General features: G+C 69.2%; 15 protein-coding genes and 1 pseudogene. 6 read left to right on the forward strand and 10 right to left on the reverse strand.

What is annotated here, in order from left to right; translation table 11 throughout:
- Positions 1-74 precede the first annotated feature (74 nt).
- Positions 75-1,373 carry a type 2 periplasmic-binding domain-containing protein gene (locus BJEO58_RS06080; protein WP_101588598.1) on the forward strand — a complete coding sequence of 433 codons (1,299 nt, stop codon included), beginning with the start codon at positions 75-77 and terminating at the stop codon, positions 1,371-1,373.
- A 172-nt stretch (positions 1,374-1,545) separates the two neighbouring features.
- Here BJEO58_RS06080 and BJEO58_RS06085 read toward each other — a convergent pair whose 3' ends face one another.
- The 5 genes from BJEO58_RS06085 to BJEO58_RS06105 all read right to left on the reverse strand — a co-directional run bounded on the left by BJEO58_RS06085 (position 1,546) and on the right by BJEO58_RS06105 (position 6,045).
- A complete protein-coding gene (locus BJEO58_RS06085; RefSeq protein ID WP_101588599.1) occupies positions 1,546-2,652 on the reverse strand; it encodes a baeRF3 domain-containing protein in 1,107 nt (368 codons plus the stop codon).
- Between the two features lie 63 nt (positions 2,653-2,715).
- Positions 2,716-3,906: a trans-sulfuration enzyme family protein gene (locus BJEO58_RS06090; protein WP_101588600.1), complete on the reverse strand. Its 1,191-nt coding sequence runs from the start codon at positions 3,904-3,906 to the stop codon at positions 2,716-2,718.
- Between the two features lie 138 nt (positions 3,907-4,044).
- Positions 4,045-4,620, reverse strand: coding sequence for a GNAT family N-acetyltransferase (locus BJEO58_RS06095; RefSeq protein ID WP_101588601.1), 576 nt, complete (start codon positions 4,618-4,620; stop codon positions 4,045-4,047).
- Positions 4,621-4,633: 13 nt separating this feature from the next.
- A complete protein-coding gene (locus BJEO58_RS06100) occupies positions 4,634-5,650 on the reverse strand; it encodes an ornithine cyclodeaminase family protein (protein WP_101588602.1) in 1,017 nt (338 codons plus the stop codon).
- Complete coding sequence (locus BJEO58_RS06105; RefSeq protein WP_246076137.1) at positions 5,647-6,045, reverse strand: DUF488 domain-containing protein; 399 nt, start codon at positions 6,043-6,045, stop codon at positions 5,647-5,649. The genes BJEO58_RS06100 and BJEO58_RS06105 overlap by 4 nt, the downstream gene beginning before the upstream one ends.
- Positions 6,046-6,260: 215 nt before the next feature.
- Between BJEO58_RS06105 and BJEO58_RS06110 the strand changes: the two genes are divergently transcribed.
- Positions 6,261-7,727 carry an NAD-dependent succinate-semialdehyde dehydrogenase gene (locus BJEO58_RS06110; protein WP_101588603.1) on the forward strand — a complete coding sequence of 489 codons (1,467 nt, stop codon included), beginning with the start codon at positions 6,261-6,263 and terminating at the stop codon, positions 7,725-7,727.
- Between the two features lie 111 nt (positions 7,728-7,838).
- Here the strand turns inward: BJEO58_RS06110 and BJEO58_RS06115 are convergent, their stop codons facing one another.
- The 3 genes from BJEO58_RS06115 to galU form a co-directional block, all read right to left on the reverse strand.
- Positions 7,839-9,698, reverse strand: coding sequence for a hypothetical protein (locus tag BJEO58_RS06115; RefSeq protein WP_101588604.1), 1,860 nt, complete (start codon positions 9,696-9,698; stop codon positions 7,839-7,841).
- 122 nt (positions 9,699-9,820) lie between these two features.
- Positions 9,821-10,507 (reverse strand): GNAT family N-acetyltransferase, encoded by a 687-nt coding sequence (locus tag BJEO58_RS06120; protein WP_101588605.1) that lies wholly within the window; start codon positions 10,505-10,507, stop codon positions 9,821-9,823.
- 30 nt (positions 10,508-10,537) lie between these two features.
- A complete protein-coding gene (gene galU / locus BJEO58_RS06125) occupies positions 10,538-11,449 on the reverse strand; it encodes a UTP--glucose-1-phosphate uridylyltransferase GalU (RefSeq protein WP_101588606.1) in 912 nt (303 codons plus the stop codon).
- A gap of 15 nt (positions 11,450-11,464) precedes the next feature.
- Between galU and BJEO58_RS06130 the strand changes: the two genes are divergently transcribed.
- Both BJEO58_RS06130 and BJEO58_RS15320 read left to right on the forward strand, forming a co-directional pair.
- Positions 11,465-12,136, forward strand: coding sequence for a 5-formyltetrahydrofolate cyclo-ligase (locus tag BJEO58_RS06130; protein WP_101588607.1), 672 nt, complete (start codon positions 11,465-11,467; stop codon positions 12,134-12,136).
- A gap of 60 nt (positions 12,137-12,196) precedes the next feature.
- Positions 12,197-12,292, forward strand: a pseudogene (locus BJEO58_RS15320) (FmdB family zinc ribbon protein); the annotation flags it as partial.
- 62 nt (positions 12,293-12,354) lie between these two features.
- Here BJEO58_RS15320 and BJEO58_RS15325 read toward each other — a convergent pair.
- On the reverse strand, positions 12,355-12,585 hold the full coding sequence (locus BJEO58_RS15325) for a hypothetical protein (protein WP_308297860.1): 231 nt from the start codon (positions 12,583-12,585) through the stop codon (positions 12,355-12,357).
- A 130-nt stretch (positions 12,586-12,715) separates the two neighbouring features.
- Between BJEO58_RS15325 and BJEO58_RS06140 the strand changes: the two genes are divergently transcribed.
- Both BJEO58_RS06140 and mscL read left to right on the forward strand, forming a co-directional pair.
- Positions 12,716-13,390: an SAF domain-containing protein gene (locus BJEO58_RS06140; RefSeq protein WP_101588609.1), complete on the forward strand. Its 675-nt coding sequence runs from the start codon at positions 12,716-12,718 to the stop codon at positions 13,388-13,390.
- 284 nt (positions 13,391-13,674) lie between these two features.
- Positions 13,675-14,121, forward strand: a complete 447-nt coding sequence (gene mscL / locus BJEO58_RS06145; protein ID WP_101588610.1) for a large conductance mechanosensitive channel protein MscL — start codon at positions 13,675-13,677, stop codon at positions 14,119-14,121.
- Positions 14,122-14,277: 156 nt separating this feature from the next.
- Here the strand turns inward: mscL and BJEO58_RS06150 are convergent, their stop codons facing one another.
- On the reverse strand, positions 14,278-14,493 hold the full coding sequence (locus BJEO58_RS06150; protein WP_101588611.1) for a hypothetical protein: 216 nt from the start codon (positions 14,491-14,493) through the stop codon (positions 14,278-14,280).
- Between the last annotated feature and the right edge of the window lies 1 nt (position 14,494).

Genomic DNA, 14,494 nt, shown 5'->3' on the forward strand with positions numbered 1-14,494 from the left:
AGTTCCGCCCCCAGTCACACCCCATCGAGCGGCGCTCACGAGGAGCGCCGCTCGGTCGACTCAAAGGAGAGCCGATGACCACTGCACGACTGACTCACCGATTGCCGAAGGCTGCGACCGCGGCTGGCGCGTTCAGCGCACTCGCACTGACTCTCGGCGCCTGCGCAGGAACGGCGGGCAGCGGGGAAGGCGACGGCGGAGGGGGTGAAGGAGGCGACGGCTTCGCATACGACGCGGCCCAGGAGGATGTGGATGCGGCTGTCGCGGACCTCGATCCCGTGACGATCACCTTCCAGCCGTCCGCCGCCTCTCCGGACTCCGTCATGGCTCCGGCCGGCACGGTCTTCAAGGAGATCGTCGAAGAGCGGTCCGGCGGGAAGATCACCGTCGACATCGTCTGGGGCCAGGCGATCGCCGGCTACGCGGAGGTCCACGACGCCCTGAGCGACGGACGCCTCGACGTGGCCTACACACTGCCGGTCTACGACCCCGCCCAGTTCGCGGCGATCAACGATCTGGGCACCGTCATGGCGGCGGTCGAACCCTCTCCCTACAGGGGCGAGCTCGTCGCGAACGCCGTGGGCAACGAGCTCGGATGGAACAACGAGAACGCTCTGACGACCTACGAGGAGATGGGGCTGACTCCTCTCACCCCCTTCGCCGCCTCAGGCGGGTACTACACAGTCTGCAACAGCGCGGTGGAATCCGCGGACGACTGGGACGGTCTCCAGGTGCGGATCGCATCGACCGCACAGGCGGCGCAGACCCAGCACCTGGGCGGTTCGCCCACGTCGATGGAGTACGCCGAGACGTTCGAAGCCCTGCAGCGCGGCACGGTCGACTGCACCCTGGGACAGCTCGTGCCGTCTGCGGAGGCCGGCATCTTCGAAGTCGCGCCCCACCTGGGCTACACGACGGAGGCTTCGTTCTCCCGCAGTCCCGGCGCCTACCTCGCAGGGTCCGGCTTCAAGGATCTCCCGCTGGCGTACCAGCAGATCATCTTCGACTCCAACGCACTGGCCTCCGCGGGCGGCATGGAGGCCGTGATCGGCGGCAACGCGGACGCGGTGCGGCAGGCGAAGGAGGCCGGCGGTGAAGTCACTCCGTTCACCGATGAGCTCCAGGACCAGATCGCGGAGTACTCGGTGGGCCTGTCCGAAGAGGCCATCGGCAACGGCCTGATCGGCGACGACATCCTGGAAACGGTCAACAGTTCGGAAGAGGAGTGGTCGACCCGCTTCGAGGAGCTGGGCTACACCGACGAGGGCACCGTCGAGGACTTCGACGAGTGGTTCGACCCGGACACGGACTTCTCCGACTACGCGACGGCCGTGTACGAAGAGGGCACTGCACAGGAGCACCGCCCCAGCTGATCCTCCGCCCGTCCCTCGCAGACACCTGGGACGGGCGAAAGGGCCCGGGATCCCGATCGGTCACGATGACCGCCGAGGCCCCGGGCCCTTTCGCATGCGCCCAGCCGTTCGTGCGTGGCCAGCCGTCCGTGCGTGCCCAGCCGTTCGTGCGCGCCCAGCCGTCCTCACATGCTCAGTACCGGAAGGTCGCGATGGCGTCGGCCGACCATTCCCACGCATCCCACGTCCGGACCGCGCCGCGGGCAGCGACCGTCGCGATCACGGCCTCGTCCGCGAGCTCCGAGGCATCCGGAGAACTCAGACGCTTGCCGTCGCGCGGCAGGAAGAGGGTGTCCACGCGACCTTCCCGCGCGGCCGCAGCGATCTCCGCCAGGTCGAACGACCCACGACCGTTGTGGGCCTGCGTGAGGGCACGCTCCGACTCCTCCTTCTCCACCGCCTCGGACCGTGCGCCCAGTCGCTTCCACGCCTCGGACCTCAGTGAGTCCGGCGACGTGTGCTCAGGATTGCCCGCGATCACCTCGTCGTGGATCACCGGGTAGGGGCAGACGCTGCGGAAGATCGAGAGATACTCCGCGACAGAGGCGAGCACGAGCGGCTGTGACCGGTCGGTCCCCAGCTTCGCCGCCACCGCTTCGCCCACCGCGCGCAGGAACTTCTCCGTGAGCATGGTGTCGGCTTCGTCCGCACCGCCGTGGCCGTGGAAGGCGGCCTGGCCGGCACCGATCGAGCGGTGCTGCAGCTGCGGCTCCGGCAGCTCCCCGATGACGTCGTCGTAGTCGGTCGGGATGTCTCCCTGCGGCAGCTGTGTGATGCTGTTGCGGGTGGCGTCGAAGAGGCGCACGGAATTCTTCGACAGGGCGAGCACATAGGCCCTGCCGGCGTTCTCCACCACAGGCACGACGGGGCGGACGTGGAAATGCTCCCCGACCGTCACCGAATCGGCGACCTCGATCGGGATGCGGTTCGTCGAATGGAAGCCCGCAGCTGCGAACACCACGAGCCCGCGGCTCTGCTGCCGCCAGTACGTCGAGTCGGAGATCAGCTCGCGCACGGGCGCGAGCAGCGTGGACGCCTCCTCGTCACTCAGACCCTGCTCGCGGAGGCACGAAGCCGCGGTCTTGAGCTGTGCGGACAGGATCGCCGCAGACGTGCCCGCGGTCGTGCTCCGGACTTCAGTGGGGACATAGAAAGTGACCTTGGGGCCCGGACCCGCATCCGCTTCGACGACGGCGTCGAAGGCGAGCGTGTCAACGATTCCCTGGGGATTGGTCGTCATCGGTGATGACCTCCTTGGCGGCAACGCGTCTACGGTGACGTAGCTGACGCTCCCCACCCTAGTTCAGGCGCCACCCCCGGTCACCGATTCGAGGGCCTCCTCCAGGTCCGCCCAGAGATCCTCGACGTCCTCGATCCCCACACTCAGTCGCACGAGCCCCTCTGGGACGGTCTCCGGCTCCGCCGTGTGACGACGACGGCGCTCGATGAGGCTCTCCACACCGCCCAGGCTGGTGGCGGGAGTCCACAGGCGGCAGCCGTCGACCAGTGCGTCCGCCGCTGCGGCCGAACCCAGATCGATCGCGATGATGGCGCCGAACCCGTCCATCTGCGCGGCGGCGCGATCGTGGCCGGGATCGCTGCGCAGGCCGGGGAAGCGGGTCTCCTGCACCGCGGAGTGGTCCGCGAGGCGCTCCGCGAGCATCTGGGCGTTCTGTCCGGACCGCTCCACGCGCAGCGCGAGGGTGCGCAGACCGCGCAGGGCCAGCCAGACGTCGAACGGCCCGGCGATCGCCCCCTGGATCGAGCGGTGGTGCAGCAGCCGGTCCCGGACCGTGGCGTCGGCGGGCACGCACGCACCCAGGACCACGTCCGAATGCCCCGCGAGGTACTTGGTGACGGAGTGCACGACGACGTCCGCCCCGCTCTCGAGCGGTCGCTGCAGCAACGGGGTGGCGAACGTGTTGTCGACGACCACGAACGCGCCGTCCGCCTTCGCCCGTTCGACGAGAGTGGGGAGGTCGGCGACCTCGAGCATCGGGTTCGTGGGCGATTCGATCCACAGCAGGACGGGACGCTCGTGCCCCAGCTGGGCCTTCGCCTCGGTCGCGCTCCGCACCGCCGCGATGACTGCCTGCGTGTCCTCGACATCGACCGTCACCAGGTCGAAGCGTCCGGTCTTCGCAGTCTCCTGCGCACCCAGCAGGGCGCCCTGGTAGGTGTGGGTCGGCATGATGACGGTGCCGCCCGGGGCCACGAGGTCGAGTGCCGACGCGATCGCCGCCAGGCCGGACCCGTAGACGAGCGCGGGCACGTCCGCGCCCTCGAGCCGGGCGAGCGCGTCCTCGAACGGATCCCACGTGGGGTTCGAGTACCTCCCGTACGCGCGGGCACCGCTCGCCACCGCGCCCGTGCCCACGTATGTGGACGACAGGGTGATGGGCGGGTTCACGGGGGTGTCCTCGCCGCGGGCCGGGCGACCCAGATCGACGACACGTGTGGCGGGGTGATGGTTCCGGGGCGAAGACGTCGGCATATCCCCACAGTAGCCCCGACGGTCAGAACAGTCTTCACCCGGTTCGAAGCCCCCGACCGTCTCGACGCCGAACAACGACTGCTCAGATCATCGCCCTGGCGATCCTCACCGCCCTGCTGGGCTCCGGCCGCCCGCTGCTCAGTCCAGCTGCTTCTCCAGCACGACGAACTCGAGGTCCTCGCGCTGGGGCAGCCCGAACTGCTCCTGCCCGTAGGGGAAGGGCTCGGTCTCGCCCGTGGGGACGAATCCGCGTCGCGCGTAGTAGTCGATGAGCTCGGAGCGCTGCCGGATGACGGTCATCCTCAGCATCGTCGCGCCCCAGCGTTCTGCGACCGTCTGCTCCGCGGCCGCCAGGACCAGCGAACCGATTCCGCCTCCCTGTCTCTGCGGGGACACCGCGAAGGTGCCGAAGTAGGCGATGCCGTCGCCCAGGTCCTCCAGCTGCACGCACGCGACTGGCGGGGCAGGCGCGCTTCCGGTGGACGCGGTGAGTGCTTCAACGCCCTCCCCCTCCCAGAAGAGGAGGATCAGACCGCCGGCGGCATCGAGCATGTCGCGCCCCATCGCCTCATCGAGCCGCTGACCGGCCAGCAGATCCGCCTCCGTCGTCCATCCGGCGCGGGAGTCCTCGCCCCGGTACGCCGATTCGACGAGCGCCACGAATGCGGTGACGTCCTCCGCCTGCGCTTCTCTCCAGGTGAGTGCACCAATCATGCGGTCTCCTCCGTCAGTCGTTCCTCCGACCGCGCCAGACCGCGGCCGAGACGACGACATCCTCCCACGACATCCCGGTCGTCACGTTCACGATGGGCCGGCCCGGCGCGGGGTCTGCGGCAGCCGCAGTGACGACGTCGCGCAGCGTGAGGACCGCATCCCACGACAGGGCTCCCTCGCGGATCGCGATCCCCACATCACCCGACTCCGCTTCCGCGCTCGCACGGCTCTCGACGATCACCTGCGACCGCTCCAGCAGCGCACCGGGCAGTTCGCGCTGATGCGCTTCGTGCGCGCCCATGCCGATGACGACGGCGTGATCCGGCACGGCGTCCGCGGACAGGACCGGGGCATCCGACGAGGTGGCGGTCACGACGACGTCCGCGTCGCGCACGGCGGCATCGAGCGCGGGACCGATCAGGGCCTCGGCGGCGGTGATGCCCTGCTGTGCGGCCACGTCCCGCAGCGTGTCCGACCGGCCCACCGTGCGGACGCCGTAGGTGACGTGGGTGACCCGCGCGACGCTCCGTGCGGCGTCCAGATGCAGACTGCCCTGCACTCCGGTGCCCACGATCACCAGGCGGATGCCGTCCGGGAAGCGCGCACGAATGGTCTCCGACACCGCGGCGAAGGACAGGGCGGGGGTCCGCAGGTTCGTGAGCGCAGCACCGTCGAGCACTGCCTGGAGCGTGTGCGTCGTGCTGTCGGAGAGCAGCACCGCTCCCTGGATGAAGGGCAGGCCCCTGTCTGGGTTGCCGGGCGTGAGGGTGAGGACCTTGATGCCGGTGTGGGCGCCCACCTCGGACGGCATGAGGACGTAGTCGCCGTTCTCCATCGGCACGCGTGTCCGGATCCGGTCCGACTCCGGGTCGAAGTCGACGACCGCGTCGCGCAGTGCCGCGATCGCGTCGGCGAATCCGACGGCCGCGACCTCAGCGGGCCCGAGCATGAGGGGCGCAGCGACCGCCGCCTCGGGGTCGGTTCCGGTGGGCTGATGGCCGCCCTGGGTCTGGCTGCTGTCGGGTGTCATGCGTCCTCCTTGAGTTCACGAAGGTGATCCGCGAGCACGAGTGCGTGGTTCTCCTCCTCGTCCTTCGCCGCGTACAGGAGCACCAGCAGGTCCTCCTCTGATGCGGCGAAGCGGTCCAGCAGATCCTGCGGTGCGTCGGTGCGCCGCAGTTCGGCTTCGTAGGCCTCGGCGAAGTTGTGGAAGGTGAGGTGCCCGCTGTGGAATCGGCGGCGCAGATCGTCCGACGGTGCGACGTCACGGTCCCAGTCGTCGTGACCGAGCGCGGACTTCGCCACTCCCCGCGGCCACAGCCGGTCCACCAGTACGCGATAGCCATCGGGCTGGTCATCGCGGTGCAGCCGGACAGCAGCGATGCCGGCGGAGTCGTCGGTCTCCATCGTCTCGTCGTCGCCCATGCACCCACGCTACTCGGATCGGGGCAGGGCTGCGAGTGCGGACGGCGGGTGTGACGAGCAGGTGTGACGGGCCGGTGTGACGGGCCGGTGTGAGGGGTGAGTGCGAGAGCCAGTGCGGACGTCTTCGGGTGGTGAGACGGCCACGGGCAGTGTGGTCCAGGGCACGTAGACTGACACCCGTCCGGAACTCACCGTCCAAACTAGGAGGAGACGACGTGGATCTGACTCCGATCATCGAGAAGCTCAATACGGGACTGTTCATCAACGGCCAGTGGCGGGACGCCGAGGGCGACCGCACGCTGGAGGTCCGCAATCCCGCGAACGGATCGGTCATCACGACGATCGCCGACGCGTCCGAGGCGGACGCACTCGACGCGATCAACGCTGCACGGGACGCACAGGCCGGCTGGGCGGCGACCGCTCCGCGCGAACGAGCAGAGATCCTCCGCCGCGCCTTCGACCTGCTCCACGAGCGCGCTGACGACATCGCAGCCATCATGACCGCGGAGATGGGCAAGCCACTCGCCGAATCGAAGGGCGAGGTGGCCTACGGCGCCGAGTTCTTCCGCTGGTTCTCCGAGGAGGCCGTCCGTGTGGGCGGCGACTTCGTCCAGTCGACGGACGGCAAGAACCGCCTCATGATCTCCAAGGAGCCCGTGGGCCCCTGTGTGCTCATCACTCCGTGGAACTTCCCCCTGGCGATGGGCACGCGCAAGATCGGTCCCGCGATCGCTGCCGGCTGCACGATGGTGCTCAAGCCCGCACAGCTGACCCCGCTCACGTCGTTCATGCTCGTCGAGGCCCTGCGCGACGCGGGTCTGCCCGATGGCGTCCTGAACGTCGTGACCTCCTCCTCCGCGCGACGCGTCGTCACGCCGTGGATGGAATCCGGGATCGCCCGCAAGATCTCCTTCACCGGGTCGACCGAGGTCGGCGTCAACCTCATGAAGCAGGCTGCTGACAGCGTCATGAAGACATCGATGGAGCTGGGCGGCAACGCACCGTTCCTCGTCATGGACGATGCAGACGTCGACGCAGCGGTGGAGGGCGCGGTCCTCGCGAAGATGCGCAACAACGGCGAGGCCTGCACCGCCGCGAACCGCATCTACGTCCAGAAGCCGGTCGCTGAGGAGTTCTCGCGCAAGCTGGCAGAGCGCATCGGAAGCATGAAGGTGGGCGACGGTCTGGCCGACGGCACCCAGGTGGGACCGCTCGTCGACCAGGACCAGCTGGACAAGGTCGCGGAACTCGTCGACCAGGCAGTGGGCGCCGGTGCCACGGTGCTCACCGGCGGCCAGAAGGTCGACGGCGACGGGTACTTCTTCGCCCCGACCGTGCTGACCGACATCCCGGAGAACGCCACGCTGCGCGTGGAGGAGATCTTCGGGCCGGTCGCCCCCATCGTCACGTTCGAGACGGACGACGAAGCGATCGAGCTGGCGAATGGCACGGAGTACGGCCTGGCCTCCTATCTCTTCTGCACGGATCTCGAGCGCTCGCTGGGCCTGTCGGAGCGTATCGAGTCCGGCATGGTCGGCCTCAACACCGGCCTGGTGTCCAACCCGGCGGCACCGTTCGGCGGCGTCAAGCATTCCGGTCTGGGCCGTGAGGGCGGCACGTCCGGCATCGACGAGTACCTCGAGACGAAGTACGTCGCAGTCCCGCGCGCGAACGCGACGTGACACACACCGTCTCCTGACGCGCACAGCGACGGCGGCATGAAGAAGGCCCCCGCCCACGTGGAATCACGTGGGCGGGGGCCTTCTTCGCTGCGCGATCGGGCCCCGCTGCCCTCAGGCGCGCCGGCGGGCGAGGATGTCGCCCAGCTGTGGGGGCTGCTCCGCAGCCGGTGCGGTGCTGCGACCACGGCTGCTGCCGCTGCCCCGGATGGCCGCGCGGCCGTGGCCCAGAGGACCCTCCGACCCGGTGGCCGTCTCTGTCGTGGACCGGGTCGAGCGGACACTCTCATCGCGCGCCGCGTCAGCGAGCGCAGGACGGTAGCCGAGCTCTTCAGCGAACTGCGCGGCGAGCGATTCGTGGTTCGTGGGCGCCAGCGAGTAGGACGAGGCGTCGGCGACGACGGGTGAAGGCTCGTCCCGCTCGGCGACGGGAGCGTCGACGTACGTGGGAGTCGGCAGGGCGGTCGGGGTCCACTCCCCCGGCGCACGACGCCGTGCCAGCGATTCGGCGATGGTCGGCGCTTCCGGCTCCGGAAGCGCCGAGGCTGCGAAGACCGACCGGGTACGGCTCGCCACGGTGGGCTGAGCGGAAGCGTCGGGTCCGGGCCTGTCCGCTTCCGAGAAGTCCGTGCGGGCCTGCGCGGAGTCTGTCTGCGGGGCTTCGGTCTGCTCGGCTGAATCGCGCTCGGCGTCGGTCTGCTCTGCCTCTGCCTGGGCGTCTGCCTCTGGCTGGGCATCTGCCTCTGCCTGGGCGTCTCCGGCAGCCGCGGCGTCGCGGACGATCGGGATGTCCGCAGTGATGGGATCGTCCACGTCGATCGCCGTACGCGCAGCAGTCGGCGCAGCGGCACGTTCCTGTGGGTCGGGACGAGCCCGGTCCACAGTCGACATCCGGCCCACAGTCGAAGCCGGGCGCTCAGGCGAGGTGGCGCGGGCACGAGGAGCCGAGTCCGCCTCAGCGGTCATGCCGCGGCGCAGGACCCGGATCTCCCTGTTGAGCGCGCGCACCAGCCCGAGACTGGCGAGCCCCAGTGCGGCCGTGACGACCGGTACGCCCCAGGGCATCGATCCGAAGACGACGAAGCCCACGAAGACGAGAGTCAGCAGCGCCAGACCGATCACGGCGAGGCCGCAGAAGGGCAGCACTGCCCGGAGCGTGCGCACGCGCTTCCGTGCCGACGCGTCCATCGTCGGACGGCCGGCGCCGGGGCGGTGGCCGCTTCCGCGCCCCCTGCCGTGGTGCGTGTGCGGACGAGAGCCGCCCGGTGACGGGTGCGACGACGAGCCCGACCCCGTACGCCCCGACGAGGGCTGTGCGAGGCGTGCGCGGATGTCCGCCGGGAGCGCGCTCGGCATGCGCTCGGCGGCTGCGGCGACACGTCGAGGAGCAGGGCGGTGCGAGGAGTTCATGGGAAGGTCCATCGTTTCGGTTTCAGTGGATCCGGTGGATCCTGCGGAGGCGACGACTGTCGTCCCTGCGGGGGCGAAGGCGAGGACGTCCGCGGTGCCGGTGGCACTGCGGACGGCAGAGGATGTCGGAGCTGAGAGATCGAGCGGAGCGGACTGCCCCACCGCCATCGGCAGGGCTGCTGCGTCGCTCTCCCACCCCGGTGGGCCATGGGCGTCCGTCTCCGCCCCGTCGTCCCGACTCCCGTCGGAGGCACTGCGCGGCGTGTGGGAGCCACCGACCACTTCCAGCGCGGGGCCCTCCGTCCGGAGACTCAGCTGGGGTGCTGCCCGTGAGGTCTCCACGCCCGGCACCGGCAGGTCGATCCCGGCCGGGTGCGAACCGCCTCGCAGCAGATGCGGGCGCGAAGCATCCGTCGTGCAGCGCGGAGTGCGGTCGACCTCGACGGTCTGTGCCCGGTCCGGAAGCCGCTCCTCATGCCTCTCAGCACTGCGCTTGAGGATTGCGGGCACGATGACGGCAAACAGCACTGCTGCGAGAAGCAGGAAGGCGATGCTCGTGTCCACGAGACCAACCTTAGATTCGCAGGCGCGGTCACGATCGGATCACCACCCGCGTGTCTCCGATGTTTTCGCTGGAAGTGACCGTGAAGGGCTCTGAAGAGCCCCGATCTCCACTGCAGGAGGCCTCAGTCGTCGTCGAGCGGCGACAGGGGGCCCGCGTCCGGCACGATGTCATCGCCCGTCTCCTCCTGCACGATCGGACCGCTCTCACCCGCGCGCAGACCTCCGGTGAGTCCCTGCTCCCGGGCGTACCAGTGCATGAGTCCGAACGGGACGTCCTCACTCAGCAGGCTGAACACGCGGTGGTCTCGCCAGTCGCCGTCGATGTGCATATAGCGCTCCCGCACACCCTCGTCCCGGAAGCCCAGCTTCTCCACCACCCGCAGGCTCGCCGCGTTCTCCGGGCGGATCGCGACCTCCATCCGGTGCAGTCCTGCGGCGAAGCAGTGGTCGGTCGCCAGCGCGACCGCGACGGGCATGCATCCCCGCCCGGCGACGCGTCGATCGATCCAGTAGCCCAGGCTCGCGGATGCCAGGGACCCCCACTGGAATCCGGAGACCGTGAGCTGCCCGCGGAAGCGGCCGTCCACCTGGAGCGCGAACGGCAGCGACCGGCCTTCGCGTCCGCTGCGTGCCGACGTGCTGCGCACCTCCGCGAAGCCCGGCGCGCGCCACGTGGGATCCGGGACAGTCGCTTCCCACGGACGCAGCCAGTCAGCATTGGCCTTGCGGACCTCGACGTACTCGCGGCGGTCGCCGCGACGCAGAGGGCGCAGCAGCAGAGGACCCCAACTCAGCTCCGTCGGCCACATCCGGTCACCCCTCGGATACCGCGGACGCACTCAATCGTCGAGGTCCGCAACGAATTCCTTCAGCCAGGCACGGAGATCCGCGCCCAGGTCCTCACGGCGACTGGCGAGCTGGATCACCGCCTGGATGTAGGCGAGCTTGTCACCGGTGTCATAGCGATCGCCGGTGAACACGACTCCGTAGACGCCCTGTTCCGGTGTCCCGGCAAGGTCCTTGAGCGCGTCCGTCAGCTGGATCTCGTCGCCGCGGCCGGGCGCGGTCCGGTGCAGCACCGGGAAGATCTCCGGCGCCAGCACGTACCGGCCGATCACCGCGAGGTTCGACGGCGCGTCCTCAGGAGCCGGCTTCTCCACGAGGTCGGTGATCCTGACGACGCCGTCGATGTCCGTCTGCTCGACGGCCGCGCAGCCGTACATGTCGATCGATTCCTGCGGAACCTCCATGAGCGCCACGACGCACCCACCGGTCTGCTCGTGCACGTCGATCATCGTCGGGAGGATCGGGCTGCGCTCGTCGATGAGGTCATCGCCCAGCAGTACGGCGAAGGGCTCCCGGCCCACATGATGCTCGCCCTTGAGCACTGCGTGCCCCAGCCCCAGCGGGTCGCCCTGGCGGACGAAGTGGATGTCGGCGAGCTCGGAGGACTCGCGGATCAGTTCGAGCTTCGCGTCGTCGCCCTTCGCCCGCAGAGCCGCTTCGAGGCCGTCGACGCGGTCGAAGTGGTCTTCGAGCGGCCGCTTGTTGCGGCCGGTGACCATGAGGATGTCGGTGAGACCGGCGTGCACCGCCTCTTCGACGACGTACTGGATCGCCGGCTTGTCGACGACAGGAAGCATCTCCTTGGGTGTCGCCTTCGTCGCCGGCAGGAATCGTGTCCCCAGGCCGGCGACGGGCACGACGGCCTTGCGCACCGCTGCGGTTTCGTTCTTCGACATGCTGGTCATTCTAAGCTGGGGACGATGAGCACATCGGGTCCTTCTGCAAAATCCGCGCTGAGAGCGACGATCCGCGCGCGTCGCACCGCTCGCGTCGATGCGTCGCGCGCGGATGACGAAGGAGCGCCCGGCGTCTATGCCGCGCATGTCGCAGAGCTCGTCCGTTCGATGCGGCCCGCCGCTGTCGTCGGCTATGCGGCTCTGCCGGGCGAGCCGAGCCTCGATGCCGCGCTCCGGATGCTCCTCCGCACGCAGACGCCCGTCCTCCTCCCCGCCACGCGGAAGGGCGAGCCCCTGCAGCTGGGGCAAGTGACCGGCCCTCTCGACGATCTGCCCCGCGGCACGTGGGACATCCGGGAGCCGGCCGATCCCCTTCCCGCTCCCGAGGCCCTCGGACAGGTCCCAGATGCAGATGCTGCTGGCGACGGGGAGACGATCCTGGTGCTCGTCCCCGGCCTGTCGTATGACACCCGGGGGATCCGCCTGGGCAATGGAGGCGGGTTCTACGACCGGACCTTCGGCCCGCAGGGCCAGTTCGCGGACGGGCCCCTGGAACGACTGCGGGCGCGCCTTCGCTTCGTGGGCGTCTGCTGGGACGAGGAGCGCACCGATGGTCTGCCGCGCGCGGCATGGGACCTCACGGTCCGTGCGGTCCTCACGGAGACGGGCACGCATCTCGTGAGTTCCGACACCTGACGCTCCGCTGGGAAGGCGGGCGCACTATCATTCAGAGGGTCCCTGTCGTGAAAGGTCACAATGCCCACCTATTCTTACCGTTGCAAGAACTGCGATCACGCGTTCGACATCCACCAGAGCTTCTCCGACGATGCGCTCACGGCCTGCCCGTCATGCGGCGAGGAACGGCTGCGGAAGGTGTTCGGCTCCGTGGGCGTCAGCTTCAAGGGGTCCGGCTTCTACGCGACCGATTCCCGCTCGAGCACCAGCGCCAGCACCCCCGGGTCATCCGACTCGTCGTCGTCATCCGACGCGTCGTCGTCCGACTCGTCGTCGTCATCCGACGCGTCGTCCTCCTCATCGGAGTCGGCCTCATCGGACTCCTCACCGTCCTCGTCATCGGATTCCGGCGGTGCCGCGACGAAGACCGCGGCGGCTTCAGCCCCTGCTGCCAGCTGACTGCGGGGCATCTGACGCACAGACGCAGCTGCAGCACCTGTCGCACCACTTGCGGTCACAGGTTCCCGTCCAGAGGCGGCCTCCATCCACAGACGGAGGCCGCCTCTGGCGGACAGCGGCGCGCCCCGGCACAGTCAGGGCATGGACGTCCTCACCTCGCTGCGCACCGGACTCAGCCGACCTCGCGTGCTGCTCACCCGCATTCCCGCACGTCCGGTCGGCGTGGTGCTCCTCTGCGTCGCCACCGCGCTCGCGGCCTGGATGCTCGTGCCGCGCACCGGGACGGAAGAGGTGCTCGTCGCCGCGCACGACCTCGCACCCGGCACCTCCCTGCAGCCGAGCGATGTGCGGGTCGCCGACTATCCACCGGATCTCGCCCCCGCAGACGCGCTGACAGAGTCGTCCGACGTCGCTGTGGCGGTCACCGGCGGGGCCATCGCGTCCGGCACTCCCCTGACCTCTGCGTCCCTCGTCGGGCCCGATAGCGGGATCCGCCCGGAGGGCACGGTCCTCGCCCCCACCGTGTTCGGCGATTCCCAGGCTGTCTCCGTGGTCCGCCCGGGCCATCGCCTCCGGGTCTTCACCGCGAAGGACGGAGCCGGCGACGCGGGCGCGGAAGCGGACGAAGCCGGACTGCCCGGAGCAGCAGACAGCCCCGACGCCCTCCTCAGCGACGCAGTCGTCACTGCTGTCCACACCCCGACGGGCGGTATGGGACAGGGCTCGACAGTCGTGACGCTCGCGATCTCCGAGGAGGAGGCCGCAGCACTCGCACACGAAGCAGGCTCGTACCTCACCTTCGCTCTTCTCAACTGATCTATCGACGCAGGTCCGGCACGTCGCCGGCGCTGCCCAGCGCCGCAGCAGCCATGCTCCCCCGACGTGACGTCGCACACGGCGGAAGCCCCGATGCTTTGCACAGGTGACCGACATGTGTAATCTCGTGGCTCGCAGTACTGTAGAAAGCGCTGAGCCCCGTCATGGACGTGATCGTCGGCTCCCGCGCCGCTCCGTCCCATCGAACACGACACTGCGAATCACCGCCGGCGAATGCCCCTTCAGCCAGATCCGACGGCGCGGTTGCGAAAGGACCACTCGAAATGTTCCAAGGCTTCAAGGATTTCATCCTCCGTGGCAATGTCATCGAACTGGCGACCGCGGTCATCATCGGTGGCGCCTTCACGGCGATCGTCACCGCGATCTCCGACAAGGTCATCAACCCGATGATCGCCGCGCTGGGTTCCCCGGACATGGGCGGGCTGGGCTTCCGGATCCGTCCGGACGTCGAGGCGACCTTCGTCGATCTGGGCGCCGTCATCACTGCGGCCGTCAACTTCGTGATCATCGCCGCAGTCGTGTACTTCATCATCATCATGCCGATGAACAAGGTCTCCGAGATGCGCAAGCGCGGGGTCGGCGAGGACGAGATCCCGCCGTCCAGCGAAGAACTCCTCGCCGAGATCCGCGACCTCCTGTCGCACGGCCGACAGATGCAGGTCCCGGACCAGCGAACCGACGGCGACTCCCCCGACGTACCGCGCCACTGAGTCTGGCTGCATCACGTCAGTGCGGCAGGCTCCGCCGCTCATGACGCAGGGCGCGGATGACGTTCGTTCGTCGTCCGCGCCCTGCGTCATGTCAGTGACCGGAATTCGCGCCACTGCTGCACGCACGCGACCGCTGCACGCACACGAGTGCTGCACTCACGTGTCGTCGTCGTGCGAAACAGAGGGTTCACCGCGAGGCGGAGCCCAGTGCGGGGGCCGCTCCGCCAGGTGCCGCTCCAGGTCGGTGCGCGCCTGAGCCGTCGAGGCGTCGTCGGATTCGGGATCAGCCACGTTGCCCAGCAGCCTCCGGTAGCGGGCTATCGCGGCCTGCGCGGCGGGGCTGAGGTTCTGGGGAGCGTCAGACGCGCCCACT

Source organism: Brevibacterium jeotgali, assembly GCF_900169175.1.
Taxonomy (GTDB): Bacteria; Actinomycetota; Actinomycetes; order Actinomycetales; family Brevibacteriaceae; genus Brevibacterium; species Brevibacterium jeotgali.